The organism is Burkholderia sp. SJZ089 (genome assembly GCF_007828315.1).
GTDB classification, from domain to species: Bacteria; Pseudomonadota; Gammaproteobacteria; order Burkholderiales; family Burkholderiaceae; genus Burkholderia; species Burkholderia gladioli.
The window spans coordinates 93,788-112,697 of the sequence record NZ_VIUM01000016.1 but is presented as its reverse complement, the minus strand read 5'-3'; the positions used below and the strand labels follow the sequence as shown (position 1 = coordinate 112,697).

Annotated in this window: 20 protein-coding genes; 11 read left to right on the top strand and 9 right to left on the bottom strand. The window is 56.3% G+C overall.

Annotated features, from left to right (window positions below):
* Nucleotides 1–58: 58 nt before the first annotated feature.
* Nucleotides 59–790, bottom strand: coding sequence for an SDR family oxidoreductase (locus FB600_RS26880; RefSeq protein ID WP_098153845.1), 732 nt, complete (start codon nucleotides 788–790; stop codon nucleotides 59–61).
* Between the two features lie 42 nt (nucleotides 791–832).
* Here FB600_RS26880 and FB600_RS26875 point away from each other — a divergent pair, with 42 nt between their 5' ends.
* The gene (locus FB600_RS26875; protein ID WP_315898335.1) at nucleotides 833–1,810 is read left to right on the top strand and encodes an AraC family transcriptional regulator; all 978 of its coding nucleotides are present in this window, start codon (nucleotides 833–835) and stop codon (nucleotides 1,808–1,810) included.
* Between the two features lie 12 nt (nucleotides 1,811–1,822).
* Here FB600_RS26875 and FB600_RS26870 read toward each other — a convergent pair whose 3' ends face one another.
* Complete coding sequence (locus tag FB600_RS26870; RefSeq protein ID WP_036039953.1) at nucleotides 1,823–2,632, bottom strand: helix-turn-helix domain-containing protein; 810 nt, start codon at nucleotides 2,630–2,632, stop codon at nucleotides 1,823–1,825.
* Between the two features lie 105 nt (nucleotides 2,633–2,737).
* On the opposite strand from FB600_RS26870, the gene FB600_RS26865 reads away from it, so the two are divergent.
* Nucleotides 2,738–3,817, top strand: coding sequence for an alcohol dehydrogenase catalytic domain-containing protein (locus FB600_RS26865; RefSeq protein ID WP_145757674.1), 1,080 nt, complete (start codon nucleotides 2,738–2,740; stop codon nucleotides 3,815–3,817).
* 66 nt (nucleotides 3,818–3,883) lie between these two features.
* Here the strand turns inward: FB600_RS26865 and FB600_RS26860 are convergent, their stop codons facing one another.
* The 3 genes from FB600_RS26860 to FB600_RS37325 form a co-directional block, all read right to left on the bottom strand.
* The gene (locus FB600_RS26860; RefSeq protein WP_036039957.1) at nucleotides 3,884–4,075 is read right to left on the bottom strand and encodes a hypothetical protein; all 192 of its coding nucleotides are present in this window, start codon (nucleotides 4,073–4,075) and stop codon (nucleotides 3,884–3,886) included.
* 149 nt (nucleotides 4,076–4,224) lie between these two features.
* Nucleotides 4,225–4,884 (bottom strand): GNAT family N-acetyltransferase, encoded by a 660-nt coding sequence (locus FB600_RS26855; protein WP_098181769.1) that lies wholly within the window; start codon nucleotides 4,882–4,884, stop codon nucleotides 4,225–4,227.
* Between the two features lie 102 nt (nucleotides 4,885–4,986).
* Nucleotides 4,987–5,313 carry a hypothetical protein gene (locus FB600_RS37325; protein WP_080630864.1) on the bottom strand — a complete coding sequence of 109 codons (327 nt, stop codon included), beginning with the start codon at nucleotides 5,311–5,313 and terminating at the stop codon, nucleotides 4,987–4,989.
* A 328-nt stretch (nucleotides 5,314–5,641) separates the two neighbouring features.
* Here FB600_RS37325 and FB600_RS26850 point away from each other — a divergent pair, with 328 nt between their 5' ends.
* Nucleotides 5,642–6,103, top strand: a complete 462-nt coding sequence (locus FB600_RS26850; protein WP_145757673.1) for a hypothetical protein — start codon at nucleotides 5,642–5,644, stop codon at nucleotides 6,101–6,103.
* A gap of 43 nt (nucleotides 6,104–6,146) precedes the next feature.
* On the opposite strand, the gene FB600_RS26845 is transcribed toward FB600_RS26850, so the two are convergent.
* From FB600_RS26845 to FB600_RS26835, 3 genes are all read right to left on the bottom strand, one after another.
* Nucleotides 6,147–6,671, bottom strand: a complete 525-nt coding sequence (locus FB600_RS26845; RefSeq protein ID WP_145757672.1) for a GNAT family N-acetyltransferase — start codon at nucleotides 6,669–6,671, stop codon at nucleotides 6,147–6,149.
* Between the two features lie 558 nt (nucleotides 6,672–7,229).
* The gene (locus FB600_RS26840; RefSeq protein WP_145757671.1) at nucleotides 7,230–7,850 is read right to left on the bottom strand and encodes an HNH endonuclease; all 621 of its coding nucleotides are present in this window, start codon (nucleotides 7,848–7,850) and stop codon (nucleotides 7,230–7,232) included.
* Complete coding sequence (locus FB600_RS26835) at nucleotides 7,847–9,439, bottom strand: AAA family ATPase (protein ID WP_145757670.1); 1,593 nt, start codon at nucleotides 9,437–9,439, stop codon at nucleotides 7,847–7,849. Before FB600_RS26835 ends, FB600_RS26840 begins: the two co-directional genes overlap by 4 nt.
* Before the next feature lie 631 nt (nucleotides 9,440–10,070).
* Here FB600_RS26835 and FB600_RS26830 point away from each other — a divergent pair.
* The 8 genes from FB600_RS26830 to FB600_RS26795 all read left to right on the top strand — a co-directional run bounded on the left by FB600_RS26830 (nucleotide 10,071) and on the right by FB600_RS26795 (nucleotide 18,042).
* A complete protein-coding gene (locus FB600_RS26830; RefSeq protein ID WP_145757669.1) occupies nucleotides 10,071–10,787 on the top strand; it encodes a toll/interleukin-1 receptor domain-containing protein in 717 nt (238 codons plus the stop codon).
* Nucleotides 10,788–11,133: 346 nt separating this feature from the next.
* Nucleotides 11,134–11,949: a hypothetical protein gene (locus FB600_RS26825; RefSeq protein ID WP_145757668.1), complete on the top strand. Its 816-nt coding sequence runs from the start codon at nucleotides 11,134–11,136 to the stop codon at nucleotides 11,947–11,949.
* A gap of 259 nt (nucleotides 11,950–12,208) precedes the next feature.
* Nucleotides 12,209–13,081: a DUF5677 domain-containing protein gene (locus FB600_RS26820; RefSeq protein ID WP_145757667.1), complete on the top strand. Its 873-nt coding sequence runs from the start codon at nucleotides 12,209–12,211 to the stop codon at nucleotides 13,079–13,081.
* 207 nt (nucleotides 13,082–13,288) lie between these two features.
* The gene (locus FB600_RS26815; protein WP_145757666.1) at nucleotides 13,289–14,248 is read left to right on the top strand and encodes a patatin-like phospholipase family protein; all 960 of its coding nucleotides are present in this window, start codon (nucleotides 13,289–13,291) and stop codon (nucleotides 14,246–14,248) included.
* Between the two features lie 12 nt (nucleotides 14,249–14,260).
* Nucleotides 14,261–15,154, top strand: coding sequence for a nucleotidyltransferase (locus FB600_RS26810; RefSeq protein WP_145757665.1), 894 nt, complete (start codon nucleotides 14,261–14,263; stop codon nucleotides 15,152–15,154).
* Nucleotides 15,151–16,965, top strand: coding sequence for a hypothetical protein (locus FB600_RS26805; RefSeq protein WP_261383470.1), 1,815 nt, complete (start codon nucleotides 15,151–15,153; stop codon nucleotides 16,963–16,965). Before FB600_RS26810 ends, FB600_RS26805 begins: the two co-directional genes overlap by 4 nt.
* Nucleotides 16,966–17,275: 310 nt before the next feature.
* Entirely contained in the window at nucleotides 17,276–17,758 is a 483-nt protein-coding gene (locus FB600_RS26800; RefSeq protein ID WP_145757664.1) for a DUF2778 domain-containing protein, read from the top strand.
* A complete protein-coding gene (locus FB600_RS26795) occupies nucleotides 17,755–18,042 on the top strand; it encodes a hypothetical protein (protein ID WP_145757663.1) in 288 nt (95 codons plus the stop codon). Before FB600_RS26800 ends, FB600_RS26795 begins: the two co-directional genes overlap by 4 nt.
* Nucleotides 18,043–18,081: 39 nt before the next feature.
* On the opposite strand, the gene FB600_RS26790 is transcribed toward FB600_RS26795, so the two are convergent.
* On the bottom strand, nucleotides 18,082–18,867 hold the full coding sequence (locus tag FB600_RS26790) for a DNA adenine methylase (protein ID WP_145757662.1): 786 nt from the start codon (nucleotides 18,865–18,867) through the stop codon (nucleotides 18,082–18,084).
* Nucleotides 18,868–18,910 lie beyond the last annotated feature (43 nt).

Here is an 18,910-nt window from a genome sequence, read left to right as displayed (position 1 = left end):
CCCGGCACGCGAGGCAGTTCCGCGGGCGAAACATTCGGGCCTTGCGCCCGCCACGATTTCAGCCCTGCGCGGTCGGCCGAATGACGATGCTGCCGACATCCACCTCAGGCGGTTGATCGATCGCGAAGAGGATGCCCCGCGCGATCGCATCCGGCGAAATCGCAATGGCTTTCAAACGATCGTCGACCGCGGCCTTCGCTGCCTGATCGCTTATCGAATCTCCGAAGTTGGTGTCAATCACTCCCGGTGAAATCTCCGTGACACGGAGCTCAGGCCCAGCTTCTTGTCGCAGCGCCTCCGTTGCGGTGCGCACAGCGTTCTTGGTGGCAGCATAAACACCCATCGTCGGCAAAATCTTCAGGCCCGCCGTGGATATCACATTGATCACATGGCCGCTTCCCTGCCCCGCGAACACCGGCAGGGCCGCCGCAATGCCGTATAACGTGCCGCGCAGATTGACGTCGATCATCGCATCCCAATCATCCACGCGCAGCGCGTCGAAGCGGGAGATCGGGCCGATGCCGGCGTTGTTCACCATCACGTCGAGACGCCCGAAGTGGGTCACCGCATGTGCAACCAGGGCTTCCAGATCGGCGCGCCGGGTCACGTCGGTGACGAGATGGCATGCCCGCCCCCCGGCATGGTCGATCTCGGCCGCCAGGCTAGCCAGTTCCACCTCGCGCCGGGCACCCAGCACGACTGCGTGGCCCTGCTTCGCCAGCAAACGTGCCGTTGCGCGCCCAATCCCACTGCTTGCGCCCGTGATCGCAATCACCTTGGTACCGTTCATGTTTCCCTCCTTCGAAATCGAAGTTAAGCATGGGCCTCAAAGATGGTCTATGCTCGGCTCACCATGAATCTGTCGCGATCGTCCACGTCCCGCCGGGATCCACTCTCCGACGTGCTTGCGTTACTCGATGCACGGGCCACTCGTCCGACTCGGCTCGAAGCCTCGGGTGATTGGGCACTCGCGTTTCCCGAACGAGTACGCTTGAAATTTGTCGCCGTCCTGAAGGGAGCATGCTGGATCGAACGCCCCGGCCGCGCCGGCGAGCGTCTGAACGCCGGCGATGTCTGCCTGATCGGTAGCACGGCCTACACCTTCTCCAGCCGTCCAGGCGTGCCGTCCATCGACGGTATGCAGTTCTACGAAGGGACGACGCACGAGACGCTGCGCCTTAACGGAGACGACACCGTCATGCTGGGTGGTGGAATCGCCGTGGCGCGGGAAGAAGCCGGATTCCTGCTCGATATGCTCCCGGACTTCGCGATAGTCCCAAGTTCCCCGGGAGGCGCGGCAAGTGTGGCAGCCGTACTCAAGTTGCTCGATGCCGAAATTGCGCGCGATGCGATCGGATCGGATACGGTGGTGACCCGGCTTGCGGAAGTGCTGATGATCGAGGCGATTCGCGCGCGTACCGTGAGCCCGGTTCCTGGCGGCTGGCTGGACGCGCTGGCCGAGCCGCGCCTGCGCCGCGCGCTTGCGCTGATCCATGACGACATCGCCGAACCCTGGACGGTCGCGCGCCTTGCCTCGGCGGTCGGTATGTCGCGCTCGGCGTTCGCGTCTCTTTTCACGCGCACGGTAGGCCGGCCGCCGCTCGACTACGTCAGATCCTGGCGCCTTGCGCGCGCACGCGCCATGCTCGCCAGCGGAGAGGACAACGTCGCGCAGGTGGCGATCACCGTCGGCTATGCATCGCAAAGCGCGTTCAGCCATGCTTATCGCCGCGCGTTCGCCACCACCCCGCGAGGCGATTGCGCGGCCGCTATCCAAGCTTCGGACGATAGCGCGTACGACTGCAGATAATCGACGTCGTCGCTAATCAGATGCGGATGATGCGGCAGTGCCCACGCTCATGGACTTCTCCACATAGATCGACAGTTTCAGCCGCGACTCGTCATTCGCCTTGAACGTGGAGTAATGGAATTCGAGAGGTCCACGCTGACGATGCATGAGACGCTTCTCCCCCGACATGGGTGCTGCGATATGGTGCTCGCGCCACCATGTGGCGAATTCGGGACATCCCGCGTGCAAACGCTCCACAATCGCCAGAAACGCCGGGGCAGGCGCCCAAAGATCGTAGTTGGCACGAAAGAGCGAGACCATTCGCTGCGCCTCCCCGGCCCAGCCTTCCTCAAACAGCTCGCGAGCCAGCGGATTGACCAACATGAAGACGAGAATATTCCGGTCTTCCTCGGGCAATGCTCCGAAATCGATAAAGAGTTGGGCGGCTGCGCTGTTCCATGCCAGGATGTCCCAGCGCTCGCCGGTCAGATACGCAGGCTCCGCCAATCCTTCCACGACCGTGCGAAGAACGCTCGGCACGGTCTCGCGAACAAACAACCCATCCCTGCCATCTCGAGCCAGTGCCCTCAGATGGGCCTCCTCCACTACGCTGAGCTTCAGCGCCTGCGCGAGTGCCGCAAGCGTTTCGCTCGATGGAGAAATGACGCGGCCTTGTTCGAGCTTGATGTACCACTCGGTGCTGATAGCGGCGCGGCCCGCGACTTCCTCGCGGCGCAGGCCTGCCGCGCGTCGACGCCCATGGGCAATGAGGCCTATATCTTCAGGCTTCAGCCTGACGCGCCGCGAACGCAAGAATTCGCCCAGTTCCACATTGCGCTTCATTTCGTCCCATCCTAGCCTTCAGCAAGGCTAGGATGATACTACCTTCTTTTATGCTGATAAGTGGCCGCTTATGCTGCGATGGAACAGCACCAAAGGAGAGCCAAAATGAAGGCAGCCGTACTCGAGTCTTTTGGGAAACCGCTTACAGTCACGACGGCACCGGCACCGGCAATCGGCACGGGAGAGGTACTTGTCGAGGTGGTCGCCGCGCCGATCCTGTCTTACGCGAATGAAGTCTTCAGCGGCGCGCGAAAATATTTGCTCCCGACGCCCGTGATTCCCGGTTGCGGCGCGATCGGCCGCGTCCGCGAAACAGGACCCGACGCGACCCGGCTCAAACCAGGTGACTGGGTGTTCTGCGACCCCACCGTCCGTTCGAGAGACGATGCGTTGATGCCCGACATCGTTCTCCAGGGCTGGAGCGCGCGCGGAGAGGGTGGCCAGGCGCTTCAGAAATTTCACCGGGATGGTGGATTCGCCGAGTGTATCCGCGTGCCAACGGAGAATGCGATCCGGATCGGCGATATCGATCCTGCGGAGGCAGGTCGCTGGTGTGCGCTCAATACCTTGCTCATCGCCTATGGCGGCCTCCTGGCGATGGACTTGAAGGCCGGGGAAACGCTGCTCGTGAGTGGGGCGACGGGAAATTTCGGCAGTGCCTCGGTGTTGACCGCACTGGCAATGGGTGCGCGCCAAGTAATTGCACCGGGCAGGAACGAAGCCGTGCTCGCGGATTTGAAATGCCGCTTCGGGCCACGTGTCGTACCCGTCCGACTTTCAGGCAATGAAGCGCGGGACATCGCGTCGATACAGGCTGCGGCAGGCGCCCCAATCGATGCCGTCCTGGATTTTCTGCCGCCCTCGGCGGACGCCGCTGTCGCGCGAACAGCCATCATGACCGTACGTCCGTACGGGCGCGCCGTCTTGATGGGCGGAGTCGGCATGCTGGGCGGGAACGACCTTGCCCTTCCCTATCCATGGATCATGCGCAACCTCATCACGATAAAAGGGCAATGGATGTATGAACCCGAGGCCGTGCAGACGATGGTGGGCATGGTGCGCGGAGGCCAGCTCGATCTCGATCATTTTGCGGTGGAAGAATTCGCGATCGATCAGGTTAACGAAGCGATTTCACACGCCGCTGCGAATAGTGGCCCGTTCAGGTTGACCGTGGTCCGCCCGTGAAAGGGGAGCCGGTCGCGAAGACCGGCGCGAAACTACGGTGTCGGCCATGCTCCCCTCGGCGTGCGATCACGTCCACTGCAGCTCCACGTCATCGCGCACCGATTCCGCGCGCACGCATATCTCGGCGAACTCACGACCGAGATGTGCGAACGGTTGCACCGAGCGCTTGATGTCCTCTACGCTCGACGCGGCCGATCGCATCTGCTGCGTGAGCGTGGCGATCTGTACCGCCGGCCACTCCTGCTTCTCGTCATCCATTCCTCCTCGCTTAAAAAAGAAAGGCCGCTCCGGTTATCGTGAGCGGCCTGCCCGACATTGCCATTCCACTTTCTGTAGACCGGACACTCGCCAGTGTCATCGTCCCTTAGAAGAGATGGATGCTTCGGCTGGATAGTGCATGACTAGCGTTATCCGTGCCATTCCCTGCTGAGCATCGCGTACCGATGCTCGTCATGCCACACACCGTGTACAAGCATGCTTTCGCGCGTCGTCCCTTCACGACGCATGCCCAAACGCTCCATCAAGCGGATGGATTCAGTATTTTGTGTACTTGCGTTCGAGGTGATGCGATGCAAGCGACGCTCTCTGAAAGCGAACTCGATTAGCCATTTTGCCGCTTCGGTCGCATAACCTTGACCACAAAAAGCCCGATTTAGCGACCAACCGATATCACAAGTCTGCTTGCTGCCAGATTCGATATACATTCCGACCTCTCCGATCATGCCCCTGCTCTCCCTCAGTTCCATGGCGAACATGAGCCAGCAATTGTCGGCATCAGGGGTAAGCTCGGCCTGTTTCGCCAGAAACGTCAGCGCCTCGGCATGAGGCATCCGCTCAATCGGCTGCAGGCGCATGTTCTCATGGGCGTTCCGATAGGCTAAAAAAGCATGCAGGTCTTCTTGGCTTGGCCGGCGAATGACAAGCCGATCTGTGTACACAGGATTCATCTTTTCTTGATTTGATTTTGGATTGCTTTCATCCGTACTGCGATGCCTGGCGCTAACCGTTGCTACAGGCTCCAGAACTGTGACAGGGCCGACCAGGCCGGAATGTCGATTGTCGACCATTCCCGGGCGACTGTCGAATGTCTCGAGGTAGCCGTCACCAGCGCGCGTACCTCGCCGCTCGTCGGTTTGACATTTAGTCCGACGAGAACGTGGCTGCTTTTCTCAGAATCGAAGCGTACGCGCCGAATTTCTACGAGAAGCCGGCGACACGAGCTTGGCTGACCCAGCCCGGCCGCTCGGCCGACGAACGATTCCGCGATCACGCTCCTCGGCTTGCGACCGCGTCCACAGCAGCCTCACGTCCTCGCGTACCGATTCCGAGCGCACGCGCATCTCGGCGAATCCGCGATCGAGATCCGCGAACGGCTGCACCGATCGCATCTGCTGCGTGAGCGTGGCGGTCTGTATCGCCTTTTCGGCGGACAGATCGGCCCGGCCGCGCATCGTCAGGCGGCTCGTCGACGTGTGCCGGGTATGCGTTTCCGGCACCGACGTAGCCGCCGCCTCGAGGCAGCACGATCAACTCGCCAACGCTCTCACTCACCCCCGCCACCCGGCCAAACGGCCAACTCCGCGCCCCTTCCCCAGCCCACTGGTAAACTCCCCCGCTAAAGCAACTTCTCCCGGCCAAATGAGCACGCAATCCACCGACGTCACGACCAACCACACGCCCATGATGCAGCAGTGCGTTCGCGTTCTTTGACAAGCTCCAGCGCGCAAACCTACGCCAAAACCTACGCCCGCCATTTCAACGACAGGCAGTTACCCACCCTGAACGGACCTACGAGATCGCCGTAAGCGGCCGTTCGATATGCCGTTGCGTCGCCGTTATGCTCCATCGTCCACGAAAAGCTTAGCTGCCAATATGAGCCCCCTACCAGACGACCTGCAAGCTGAATTTATAGAGCATTTGCAGTCTCGATATGACGAGACAGGACCGGGGCAGTTGCTGTCAGCACGCGACATTGAACGCTGGACTGAGATTGTCGGATCAACGAGACGCCACGCGTACGACGTGATAGCCAAGCACCTCGCGCTTGGGTTTCACGAGGGCAGACTTTCCTTCTGGTTTTGTGATGCGGTCGCGATCGCTGTAATCGGATTCGTGTATGACGATTTTGTTACGCAAGGTGAAGACTCTTGGCCCGACTTCTTTAATCGCGTCTATTTGGCCTTCGACGCGGGTGAAGTTAGTCGACCCGAAGTGGATCCGATAGAGAAGTTTACGCGCCCCATGATTGCGGAAATTGTCCGCGATTTAGCACACGACGCTGGATGACCGGTCCTGGCCGATCGGCGGCGTCCGGTTTGTATCCCACGACTCACCGCATAGATTGATCAGGTATCCGATATATGATGGATTGGTACTTTGGCGTCTCTTTCCGATCTGCGATGCCCCCCCCGAGAGCCTCGGCAATACGGCGGCTCGGGTAATTTTCCTCGGCGACCGGGTATGTAAAGCTTTTCAGACCGAGCATCATGCTAGCCCATTTCGCTACGGCGCTCACAGCCTCGCGGCCGAAGCCTTGCGCGTGACAATCTTCTCGTATCCAGATACCTAAAACCGCGCCTCCATGCCGCACGTCGTGAAGGCCAGCCAATCCAATGAAACCGCTGCTGTGCCGTTGACGAATCGTGAATACGTAGTCCGTACCCCCGGCGATCGTCGAGATCCATCCCCGCCAGATTTGGTCAAATTCGGATCGGTCGGCAGGAGGTTCCCACGACATGAAACGTGTGAGCGAATGGGTAATGCAGCTAAATGCGTCCTGAGCGTCCCCAGCGGTAAACGGTCGAATGGAAAGCCGCAGTGATTCGATGTGGATCGTATCCGCGCGTAGAGACATGCTTGCCCTCGGTGATGTGCGAGATTGCCGACAGACTGTATCACGGCGGGACGTCTGATCCTGGCCGGTAGCTGCCGCTCGCCATCACCGCCGACAACTCGCCGGATGGCCAACTTGGAGCGACCGCATGCGTGCCGCTGGTAAACTCGGGCGACCAAAGCAACCTTTCCCGGTCACATGAGTACGCACCCCACATCAACGCCTGCAAGCGTCACCCCGGTGATGCAGCAGTACCTTTGCATTCTTTGACAAGGTTCAGCGCGCAAAACTACGCCAAAACCTACGCCCGCCATTTCATCCACTGGCCGCTTCCGACCCGAAGGCGACGTTCGACCAAGCACAGTACCAGCGTCGGCTTTCAGCGGCATAACAGACATTCAAGCGATCACGCAAACAGGCGCGTCGTCGGCCATTGCGGACAGTCGTAAATCGAATGACATGCGGCAGCTCCAAATCGCGTTGTCGACATTCGTTACCCGTGGCGGCGAATGTCGGCTCTTGCTATCGGAGAATGAGTCTTGTCGACCTCGAACGGCAGTTCGTAGGTGAAGATAGGACTCAATTGCCGATATCGGTCGCTTGATCGAAAAGACTTCGATAGTAGTCAGGCAGGACCGCCCTGTCTTCCTCGATAAGCGCGTCCTTCGCTCGTTCCTGTGTCAGGCCGGGCGAATCAAGTTTCAGGTTCTCGATTGTCCAAACGCCTTTCGTGCTACCATTTTTCGCTCGAATGACCACGCCATGGTTTTCAGGAGTTAATGCAAATTCGATGTGATCGTGAGGCTCGTCGATATATGGATGTACAAGAAAAAAAGTGCTCGAATCGTACGTCGGACCAACATCGGCCACAGTGTCTAAATCAGACTTGACAGCGAAACCATTGCAGTATTCGCAAGCCAAAACAAGGTTCTCAGGTGTAAATGTCCACTGTGGATACCTTGATTTGGGCGCGATGTGATCACGATGTGCTGTCCTACGCCCGCGCTCGCCGATAAATAGCGTACACCACGCGCATCGCTCACCCTGAATAACCAGCCCTTGGTCGTGAATGCATTCTTTAAATTGCGTAACCGCGACCGTGCGTCCCTCCCAACGGCTTTCCTTTTCGACGTCCGGCACTGCATTTAATGTGTTTTGAATGGTCGCTTCGATGACAGCGCAAGTTTCAAACTTCTTCATCGCATAGCTCGTTCTATTTCTATAAAAATCTTGTCAAGTGCAGGATTGTCGCGCTCAACTACGCTTCGTAACCGCTCCTCGATTTGCATCAGCTCCGTCTTATCGAGAGGTATGACGCCGGAAATCATCTTTAATGCGTGTGCTAGGTCTCTCTCTACGTAGAAATTACTCACGGCACCCGTCCCAAAAACCCGATAAAGCACATTTTCCGGTGACCGGCCATAGACGGGTCCCCTAAAAGCCTCAAATGCCATTGCCTCACCAGTTTTGGGGACTACCACTGTTGACGTGGGAGGCTTTGCATCGGAAACCATGAAGTGGGAGTGGGTTCCGAGTATCACGTGAGTGGCAGGGAAGTCCTTAAGAGTCGTCCTAAAGGTCTCGACATATCGAGTTTGCCAAGATGGGTGTAAGCTGACTTCAGGTTCATCAATGGCAACAAGTGTTCCGTGCTCCATTTCGGCTTGGACCCGGAAATGCGTTCCAACGAGCTGTTGCTCACCTGAGCTAAGTTGGTTAAACGAAATACGTTCTTGCGCTTTACGCAAGCCAAGCAAAGCCTCGGAGACGAAGCGCCAGCGTCGAACTACTTCCAAGCCGATTGCAAGTTTTGCCCCCTCCTTGGCGAAACTACTGGCGTCGAATGTGAACTGATGGCCTCGACTCTTCGATTCAGACGATATAGCGCTAAGCGATTTGACTGTCTCGAAAAAATACCAGGCGGATGGCAACTCGTTATTTAGCTTTTCGATCTGGGAGCTGAAGCGCCTGCCGCGTCCTATTCGGCGAAGAACGACTTCGCGTGCGGTGTCTACAAAACTGTCCCACGTTGAACAGTTCCAAAGCTCGGGGTTTATTCCGCCGAACGTCACGTGAAGCTCCTGACCGAGCTGGACTAGGGTCAACCAATGTCGAACCCGCTCAAGATACCCCTCGCGCCCCGCGCCGCGCATAAGTGCCGCTATAACCTTTGACTCCAATGCGCCGGTAGTTGTAAGGTTGGTGGCTTGCCGAAGGCCTAAGTACGCGTAAAACTCTGTTTGATCAGGGCGACCGAATCGGAACCTATCCACAGGCAGATGAGCTACTGCGATGACCTTCTTAGGGAACGGCATCTCGTCGAGATGTGCGCGATTTCCATTTACTTCGCAGGTTACTTGGCCGTGTGCAGTCTCGATTGTGCACTCTTGGCCATCAAGCCTATAGCGAATAAGACTTTGTCCGGAGGCGCTGAGCCAAGGAGTGAATGTGCGCGCGTCCGCAATGGGGCGACGTGATCGCATGTCGTTCAACGCGACAAGATGATCGACCACCTGGGCGAGCAGTCTGCTCTTACCGACTCCGTTCGGCCCAATCAGGATGCTGAAATGCGCCTCACCGATTCCGCGTCCTTGCTGCCCTTCTGAGAGTTGGAGGCGGGAGTTTGAGGTTTCGAACTCAAGGACAACAAAGTCGCGTCGGCCACTCGAATGAATTTGCATGCTGACAGAAGGGTTATTGAAATTGCGTTGGTGCCAGACTGCGTGTGTCTTGTCCGTGATTGTCAATGATTTGAGCAAAGATGTCGAACGACCTGTTCTGGCCTGCAATACGCGGTCTCACTAGTCACGCCAAAGCAGCCGTTGAAGTCCCGGCCGCCACATTGAGACCCAGTCATCGAACTGATGTCACTTGTCAATATGCTAATTCGTTGGTAACAGAAGCCGACATTCTCCGCCATCGGACGACGTATATCGGCAACACGAGCGGGAACTGCCGCGCGCCGTTCGATTGACAACCGTCCGCAATGGCTAAAGAAGTCTCATCGAGTTCGCTGGATTCAGAGTCCGCTTTTGATGTACTAGCGACGTTCGAGTGTCCAACCGCAGCATCACGCGAACGTCGCTTCCTGGCCGGTAGCTGCCGCTCGCCATCACCGCCGACAACTGGCTGGATGGCCAACTTGGAGCGACTGCATGCGTGCCGCTGGGAAACTCAGGCGGCCAAAGCAACTTTTCCGGTCACATGAGCACGCACCTTACATCAACGCCTGCAAGCGTCACCCCGGTGATACAGCAGTGCTCCCCCTTATCTGGCAGGGATCGGCATCCAAAGATACGCCAAGACTTACGCTCACATTTTGAGGCCCTGCAGCGGCTCCGGTTTACATTCCTATCGCATGACGGCTTGATCATTTATGTTTAAGATGAGAAGTATCATGTCAAATGAGGCAGGACAGATATGGCTAGATGCACAGCACCGGTACGTGGGCACAGGTCGGCAGCTGCGGCGGCGGACTGTCCTGCATGTGGCGGCCGTGGCTACGGCTACGGCGGTCGCTACAACTCGTCCTACTACGATCCGCCTTACTCCACGTCAGGCATCGGACGAAGTACCCACAGCAGCGGTGGCGGCAGCAGGTCCGGTGGCGGAGCAAGGCCTCGTTGGTCGCGAGCCGGTTCGTTAGTGTCGTACACACCTTCCCAAGTCGCATCTCTCACCCCGATTCGGGAATCCGTTGAGAAAACAGCAACTGAGCAGCCCGACCTACGCGATTGCTTCCTGTGCCACGCCTGGGACGATCGGCAAGGGGCAGCCAAGGAATTGTATGAATTGCTCGAGACAGCCGGCGTTAAGGTTTGGTTCAGCGAAAAGGACCTCGGGCTTGGGATGCCGATGATGCGTGCAATCGACAAAGGTTTGGCTAATTCCCGCATCGGGCTCGTGCTGGTCACCCCAAACCTGTTACGCCGCCTCCCACAAGAGGGTGTTGCAGATAAAGAGCTTTCGGCCCTCTTGGCTGGCAATCGGCTCGTGCCCATCGTGCATCAGACGACGTACCAAGAACTCCGAAATGTCAGCCCCCTACTTGCCTCCCGATCCGGCCTGGACACATCCGAGGATTCAATGGAAGTGGTCGCAACCAAGATTGCCGAGTTGGTTTCCATCTGGGACTAGCCCCCCCTCTCTACCAGTCGAACGAGAGTGAAGAGAGCACGACAAAGAACCCTCCAAAGCGAGACTCTTTTTCCTGGGCGAGCGAGGCCGGGTTGAACCTGCCTAAACGGCTTTGCAGGCCGTCACTTTCCCAAATTTATCAATGACTTATAATGATTAACCGCCCACATTAATCGATTTTGGCACAGGAAAGTGCGACGATATCATAATGTTGGCTGATCCGCGCAAGAACTGATGACGCAATCCCACAATTAAAAGGGTCGGCTGCTATACAATCGCGAGCACCGGGTGATCTGCGCCAAAATAGCGGCAGATCGATGAGACACATAGACATCAGAGACTAGAAATGGCCGACAAACAACCGTGCTTCGTCATATCGCCGATCGGAGCGGACGGCAGCGATGTTCGACGACGTGCTGACCAGATTTTCCGCCACGTCATCACGCCGGCTGTCGAAGCGCATGGCTTCGAAGCGATTCGCGCGGATAAGATTTCAGAACCGGGTCTTATCACGACACAAATCATACAGCATATTGTAGAAGACCCTCTTGTAATTGCGGATCTGACGGGCTCGAATCCGAATGTGTTCTATGAACTTGCTATTCGACATGCAATTCGAAAGCCCTTAGTTCAGATAATCCAAAAGGATGAGAAGATTCCTTTTGACGTTGCCGGAATGCGAACAATTCCGGTCGACCACCATGATTTGGATAGCGTTCAAGAAGCAAAGTCAGAAATTGAGAAGCAAGTTAAATCCGTTCTAGGGAAACAGCCTGACGAAATTGAATCGCCGATATCCGTTTCGGTTGAACTGCAAGCACTGAGGCGAAGTGAAAATCCTGAAGATCGCACTCTCGCAGAGATTGTTTCCGCGATTGCAGATTTGAGAACCGATATTTCGTCAATCGAAAAGAAAATCAGCACAGACAGTATCATTTCCCACGAATCGATACTCAAGCTCATCGACCGTGCAGTGCGCCGACCGATGCGGGATATGGAGGTCCAACGGGAAATAGAGCACCGAATTATGCGCTTACTTGATCAAGCCAAGAAAGAAAAAGTGCCCTCAAAGGAGTGGTCCGATGAAATCGACCGCCTCCGAGATATGTTTTTCGTTCTTCAACATGATCGGGACAGGCTCGATCGGGGAGTTGGTCTCTGACAAGAGCACTCGCCCCATGCGTCCGCTCCACCCCCGTAGTTCAGGGGATGGAATGATAAGATTAAGGCTTGTCCAGCAAGGCTCCAAGCCTTGGCTATAGCAAATTTGTAGCACCTAAAAAAGCTCGCTCGTTGCGGGCTTTCGCCCCAATCTCACCGTTTGGTTGCAAAGCAACTTGCACCACCTGATGCTGCAACAGCATCTGCACCTCATCTGACGGGGTGCGACTGACAAAGCTACGCTTGGACCTAAGCCCAATATGAAGACCAACCATATCATTGCATTTCGAAAAGCCTTCAAGATTGACAAGGCTCTCAATCTCAGCGAAGCAGGTCCGTTAATTGAAGCAATTTACGACGCTCAGAATGAGGCGTATGCGGCGGTTTGGGGCATCGACTGGGACACCCCGGCTGTGGGTTTTCGCGCACAGACGCTGTTCAATTTACTCTCCCGCACGTACGAGCATGCGCAGGCAATGCTAGTAGCCAGTGTAACCGGGTCACCTGCAAGCTCAGAAGTCCTGGGCCGCACCGTCATCGAGGGCGCTATTAATGTGACCTATCTTGCTGCGAAAGGGAATCCAGGGATGTTGCTCAACTTTCTTCATTCCTGGTTATCCGAGCACAAAAAGAAGCTCACTGACTGGAGGCAGCTAATTGCAGACGAAGCTCCGCCCGAAGTACTCTATCGCATCGACATTCGTCAGGATCTAATTGGATCGCTAACCATATATCTTGAGGGTGCCGAAGCCCATTGTGGATTGGCAGCGGAGCGATCTAGCTCGCCTTGGCCAAAGCAATTGCTCAAACGATTTCAGGATTTGGGGCGGGAGGATGCCTACTTCGAGTGCTACCACCGCCTCAGTGGTGCAAGTCACCTAACAGGCGAAGACACGATTCACTACCTCATGTGCCAAGACATGCCGCAAGAAATGCAAGTCCGCATGGGAAGGGAAGCTTGGGCTTACTCCCGAATGATGACGATGTTCTCAAGCCTGTTTTTCCTCGATGCAACCGAGGCATGCGCTCAAGCCTTCGGTGGCACGATTCCCTCCCTCGATACACATCGCACACGCATCGTGCAAGAAATCGTGAAGATTGGCCCAGCCGCCGGAGTCCCGAACGCCGCATAGCTGACTCTGTTAGGCGCCCCGACTCTACCGTCCCCGCTCGCCGCGGCCGATCTCGTCAAAACGGCTTTGCAGGGCCGTGTCCGGTGTTTCAGGGGGCTGCTCCAGACTCCCAGCGCTATAATCGAACGCCATAGACAAGGAGGATCCAGGCCTTCGAGAGATCTGTTGTGAGTTGGAGCCACTATTGAACACAATGAGGAAATAGCAATGCCTGACGCCCCTCCATCCAGATTGGTCACCGAGTATGCTCGTGACGATATATGTCGAGTGCTTGCACTTGATGGCGGCGGCGCCAAAGGTTTCTATACGCTGGGCGTGCTCAAGGAAATCGAAGGCATGCTCGGCTGCCCACTGTACAAGAGATTTGACCTTGTATTTGGCACAAGCACTGGAGCAATCATTGCTGCGCTAATTGTGCTTGGCTATGAAATAGATCAGATACACGCCCTCTATACTGCTCACGTTCCACGCGTTATGTCCAGTCGGTCAGCTGCTGCTAGGACAGCTGCACTCCAGGCACTAGCAAAGGAAGTATTCCAGGACAAGACCTTTGATGATGTTATGACGGGTATCGGCATTGTCGCGACCCGTTGGATGACGGAACGACCCCTGATCTTTAAAGGGAGTGTGGCACAGGCGCATGGTCGTACGGGAACCTTTCGCCCTGGGTTCGGCGTGAGTCTGGCGGACGCAGTACAGGCGTCATGTTCGGCTTATCCATTCTTTGAAAAGAAGGTGGTCGTTACTGAGACTGGCGATAAAATAGAATTAATCGATGGCGGCTACTGTGCAAATAACCCCACCCTTTTTGCCATAGCAGATGCCACAGCCGCGTTAAAAAGATGCCGTAGGGATATCCGTGTCGTGAATGTGGGCGTTGGCATTTATCCAGAGCCCAAACCCGGAATTTTCATGCGTATTGCCAAGAAGTGGTTTGCCGTACAGCTGCTCCAAAAGACCCTTGAGATCAACACGCAATCGATGGATCAGCTGCGCGACGTCCTCTTCAGCGACATTCGAACAATTCGCATCAACGATACATTCGAACGGCCAGAGATGGCCACCGATTTGCTGGAGCACGACCTGAACAAGCTGAACATTCTTCGACAACGCGGGAGCGAGTCGTTCGCTTCCCGCGAAGTACAACTCAGGGAGTTTCTGATGTAAGCGGGGTATAGGATGGGAATACCTGAATCTCAGCTCGAAACCTGGTCTCACCAGGGATCTATTGCGCAATCTGCTTCAACATATCGGACTATAAAAGATGTCCTAGAGAGCGCCAATTCGGCTTATTACGGAAGGAATTTTCATGTCTTCCTGCAAGGCTCCTATGGAAACGATACGAACATCTACTCGGAAAGCGACGTCGATGTGGTCATACGGCTTGACGACGTCTACTACAGCGACCTGACATTGCTATCGCCAGAAGATCGAACTGAGTATGAGCGCGCGCTGACTCCCGCAACCTATGCGTATGACCAGTACAAGAAAGATGTCGTCAAGGTGCTTACTGGTCGATTTGGATCTGACGTCATAGTTGGCGACAAGGCCATTACCGTAGCGGCGAATGGCAGTCGGCGGAAAGCCGACGTAATTGCCGCCATGCAGTTTCGTCGGTACTGGAAATTCAGGAGCATTTACGATACGCAATATGTCGAGGGCATCTGCTTCTTCAACGGAGCCGGCAAACTCATTGCAAATTACCCCACGCAGCATTCCGAGAACCTGACCCGCAAACACCAGGGTTGCAACGGGTGGCTCAAGCCCACGATACGAATCTTAAAAAATCTTCGAAGCAGTCTTATTGACAACGGTGAATTGCAGTCCGGCATCGCGCCATCGTACTATCTGGAGGGGCTGCTTTACAACGTGCCCAATGAGCTCTTCGGTTCCAGTTACGCAGACTCATTCGTGAACGCCATCAATTGGATTCAGCAGGGCACGGACAAGAGTACACTGGTCTGTGCCAATGAGCAGTACTACTTGCTCCGAAACGGCACACCCACCTCATGGAACTCTGCAGACGCTGATACATTTATCAGCACCGCCATCAGGCACTGGAATGCCTGGTGAAGCAAATCGTCGCTAAACAATCCGTTGCAAGAGCAGCATTGTCAACAAATTCAGGAGCCACAATGGCTGGCCGCACCATTAACCTTTTCATGTGGGGATACCAGAGCAGCTACCGGATCCGCATTCGATCTCTAGCGCGCGAGGTGCTGAAGCTCCTTGGAGCGCCGGCGGAGGCTGAGGTGCTTCTCGTCGGTGCCCGCAATCCCGGAAGCGGGAGTCGGAATCCGGTCTGCGTGGAGCCGGAGGATGGGCAGTGGCCGCTGAGCCTATTCAACGGTCTGCTCGATTCCGTGGAGTCGACCTTTAAAAACCATGACCTTCAGAACATTTTTTACGGTGACGCAGCCAGCATGCGTGACAAGCCGGAATGGATCCGTCGCGACTCCGTGCGAATTTCGGTTCGCGAGGCGCTCAAGGTGTTTGATACCGCACACGACGTGACGTCGTTTTGCGGCGAAGTCAGGCGCGTCAACGAATACTACATCGCCCCTGTCGTGCAGATTCCCAACGCCACATTCGTGCAATTCCCGCCCTTGCCGGACAGACCGGTGGAAGGCCGGCAACAAGGATATGGATATCGCAGCTTGATCCATGCGGCCATCCACGCTGTCCTTCACGAAGCGACGGAAGAATTGCATAACCCGGATCCTGGTCGCTTTACGCATCGCAGCATGAGGAGCGCCGAGGAGGTCGTACGCGTGGGAGCGCAGGGCTTTCTGCATACACCAGGGCTTTCGATCGAACGCCAGTACTTTCATACCAGTCTTTTTGACTCGCTGAACCTTGTCTCCTCGCTGATGTACGAGGGAGTAAAGGGTGTCGGCAACCTTATCCTGGTCAATCCTGAGAACGAATGTGTCGAATTCCTCGCCAGATTTTCCGACCCCGTGTCGTTCCGTGAGCCAAGATGGGTTCGGAAAGTTCTACAGATGGCCACCACAGGCGTTGGGATCATCGCCGACAGCCGACAAATCTACGGCCTCGGGAAATTGAAGGATTCGCACAACGCATACGAGTCGCAAGACGCATTTACGGCAGCCTTCATTGATCACTACCATTGGGAGTTGCGATGCGGAGATCAGATACTTTTCCGCAGCCACTACGGCGTACCTAGACTCCCTCAGGAACCCTTCGACAAGATTGCTTTCCTCGCCAACTATGCCAGGCTCTTTCCAAAAGCCTCGCAGGAAGATGGATTGCATCTCTGGAACCTTATGACGGTTCAGATACATCAAGAACACGGCAGTATGATTGTCGTTGCGGAAGATGCTTTGAGTGAAGCTTATCGGCTTGGCAAACAAGGAACTCGAATTGAGCCAACCCGACTGACAGAATCATTGCTTCGCAGTTTCAGCGGCATCGACGGTACGATGCTGCTTGCCCCCGATGGGATATGTCACGCTGTCGGTATCATTCTCGATGGCGAGGCTACCGATCAATGCACCCCCTCGCGGGGCTCTCGCTACAACTCAGGGATACGCTATGTTCAGACGGGCGAGTTTCGCAGGCTGGCGATTGTTGTTTCAGATGACCGCACGGTCGATATAATCCCTCAAATCCGACGCTTGGTCAGTCGCTCAAGGATCGAGCATCAGGTTGCCGCACTTGAAGCGGCAACTCTCGATAATTTCCATGACCCTCGAAACTGGCTAGAAGACCATCGCTTCTATGTCAATGCCGAGCAATGTACCCGGATTAATAAAATACTTGATATGCTAGACGCGGCACCGAAGGAAGTAGGTCTGCTTTACTTTCAGACTAAGCGTTTCGTTGCCCATCCCGAAATGAACGACAGTTATCTAACGGATTAGCCTAGCATCTGGAGATGCGTGCAGGAGCAATGCAAAAGTCAGCAAACGCAAGACGCCTAACCCTCGAACAGCGCCTAGTTCTGGGGGCAGTTCGCTTGCGCCAAAATCTTCGGAAATTCGCCAAGCTAGCGCGCAGCGCAAGAAGAGGCGCCAGCCTCGCCCAGCGTGAGGCTGCTACGGCGCTTTAGAGGCAGAACTCGACCGTAACCGATACTGAGGAAGAGCACGGCACCTGTAGATTTTGCGAGGCCGGTGGGGTCTCGACGCCGTGTACACTTCGCGGACCCGAGGCCCAGAAGAAGGAATAACGATGCCGATACGCTGCACATTTGATTTAAACGGAAAGACCACATCGACTCTGAACTGCCCTGGGTTCGGGATGGTTTCGGCTTTCTCAGGCACCAAGAGCGGTCGAGACAACCCCAATGCCACTGGCATCGAAGGGGTCGGGCCTATCCCCAAAGGAACCTACTACATCGTTGATCGTCAGTCAGGCGGACGCTTGGGATGGTTTCATGATGCAATTGGTAAATATGGCATTGGCACCACCGACCATACAAAATGGTTCATGTTGTGGAACGCCTCCACGGGAGATTCGACTTACGTCGGAAACGTCAAACGCGGCCAGTTTCGGCTGCATCCGATGGGGCAGCTTCGCCTAAGCGAAGGCTGCATTACCGTCACGAACCCGACGACATTCGATCGCCTCGCCGAATATCTCCGGAAGAATGGCGCCGACCTGCCGGTCCCGGGATCGACGTTCAAGGCATACGGAACGGTTGACGTGAAATGAAGAAGATCGGACTGATCGCGCTGAACGTCGTTGTCACGCTGGCCGGCGGGTGGGTGCTCGGGACATTCATCATCAGCCGAGCCGGAAACATGCCCGAGTGGATGGATCACGCGCTGCGCGTGCTACTGCACATAACCGGCCGCGAAGAATTCGCGAACCCTGACGACCTACCGACGCTCGGCATGCTGGCGATACTGATCGCGTCAATCATCGTTTGCGGCCTGCTTGTCTGGATCGCAAACGTCGCAATCGGCCGCGCTCGAACCCGTCGAGCCCAGGCGTAATGACATCGCGCGAGCGGGCCGCCCCGCTCGCGCCACGCCTTAGAACAACCCTGTCGGCTCGGCGCCGACATCCCAGCTCGAAATGATCACCTCATGGCGGCTCGCGGTCTCCAGGCCAACCGTGTACTGGATCGGCACCGTCTCGATGTGGAATCCATCGAACACCCGCCGGATCTCAGGGTGATCATTCAGGCTCACGATCGCCCGGCCCTTGAGCGTCCGCAAGCGCTCGGCCATCCTCTCGTATTGCTCGAACGGAAACGCAACGCCGTAGCCGGCCGTGTCGAGATACGGCGGATCCAAGTAGAACAGCGTATGCGGGCGATCGTATCGATCGATGCACTCGGCCCAATCCAGACGCTCGATATACGCACCGGAAAGCCGCAGATGCGCCGCCGATAGATCCTCTTCCAGCCGGATCAGGTTCAAGCTCGGCGGGGCGGCTGTCCTCGTGCCAAACGTCTGCCCCTCCAGCTTGCCGCCAAAGCAACTTTTCTGCAGGTAGTAAAACCTCGCCGCACGCTGGATATCGGTGAGACTTTCCGGGACCGTCTGCTTGAGCCATTCGAACACCTGACGGCTCGTCAGCGCCCATTTGAACTGCCGTACAAACTCCTCCAGATGGTGCTGCACCACCCGATACAGGTTGATCAATTCCCCATTGATGTCGTTGATCACCTCGACCTTGGCCGGCGGCCGAAGGAAGTACAACGCTGCCCCGCCCGCGAACACCTCGACGTAGCACTCATGCGCAGGGAAACGGGGAATCAGGATGTCTGCAAGACGACGCTTGCCGCCGAGCCAGGGAATGATGGGTTCCGCCATTGTGAAAGCCTTTTTTAAACTTGGTGTAGAATCCGGCCCGCCT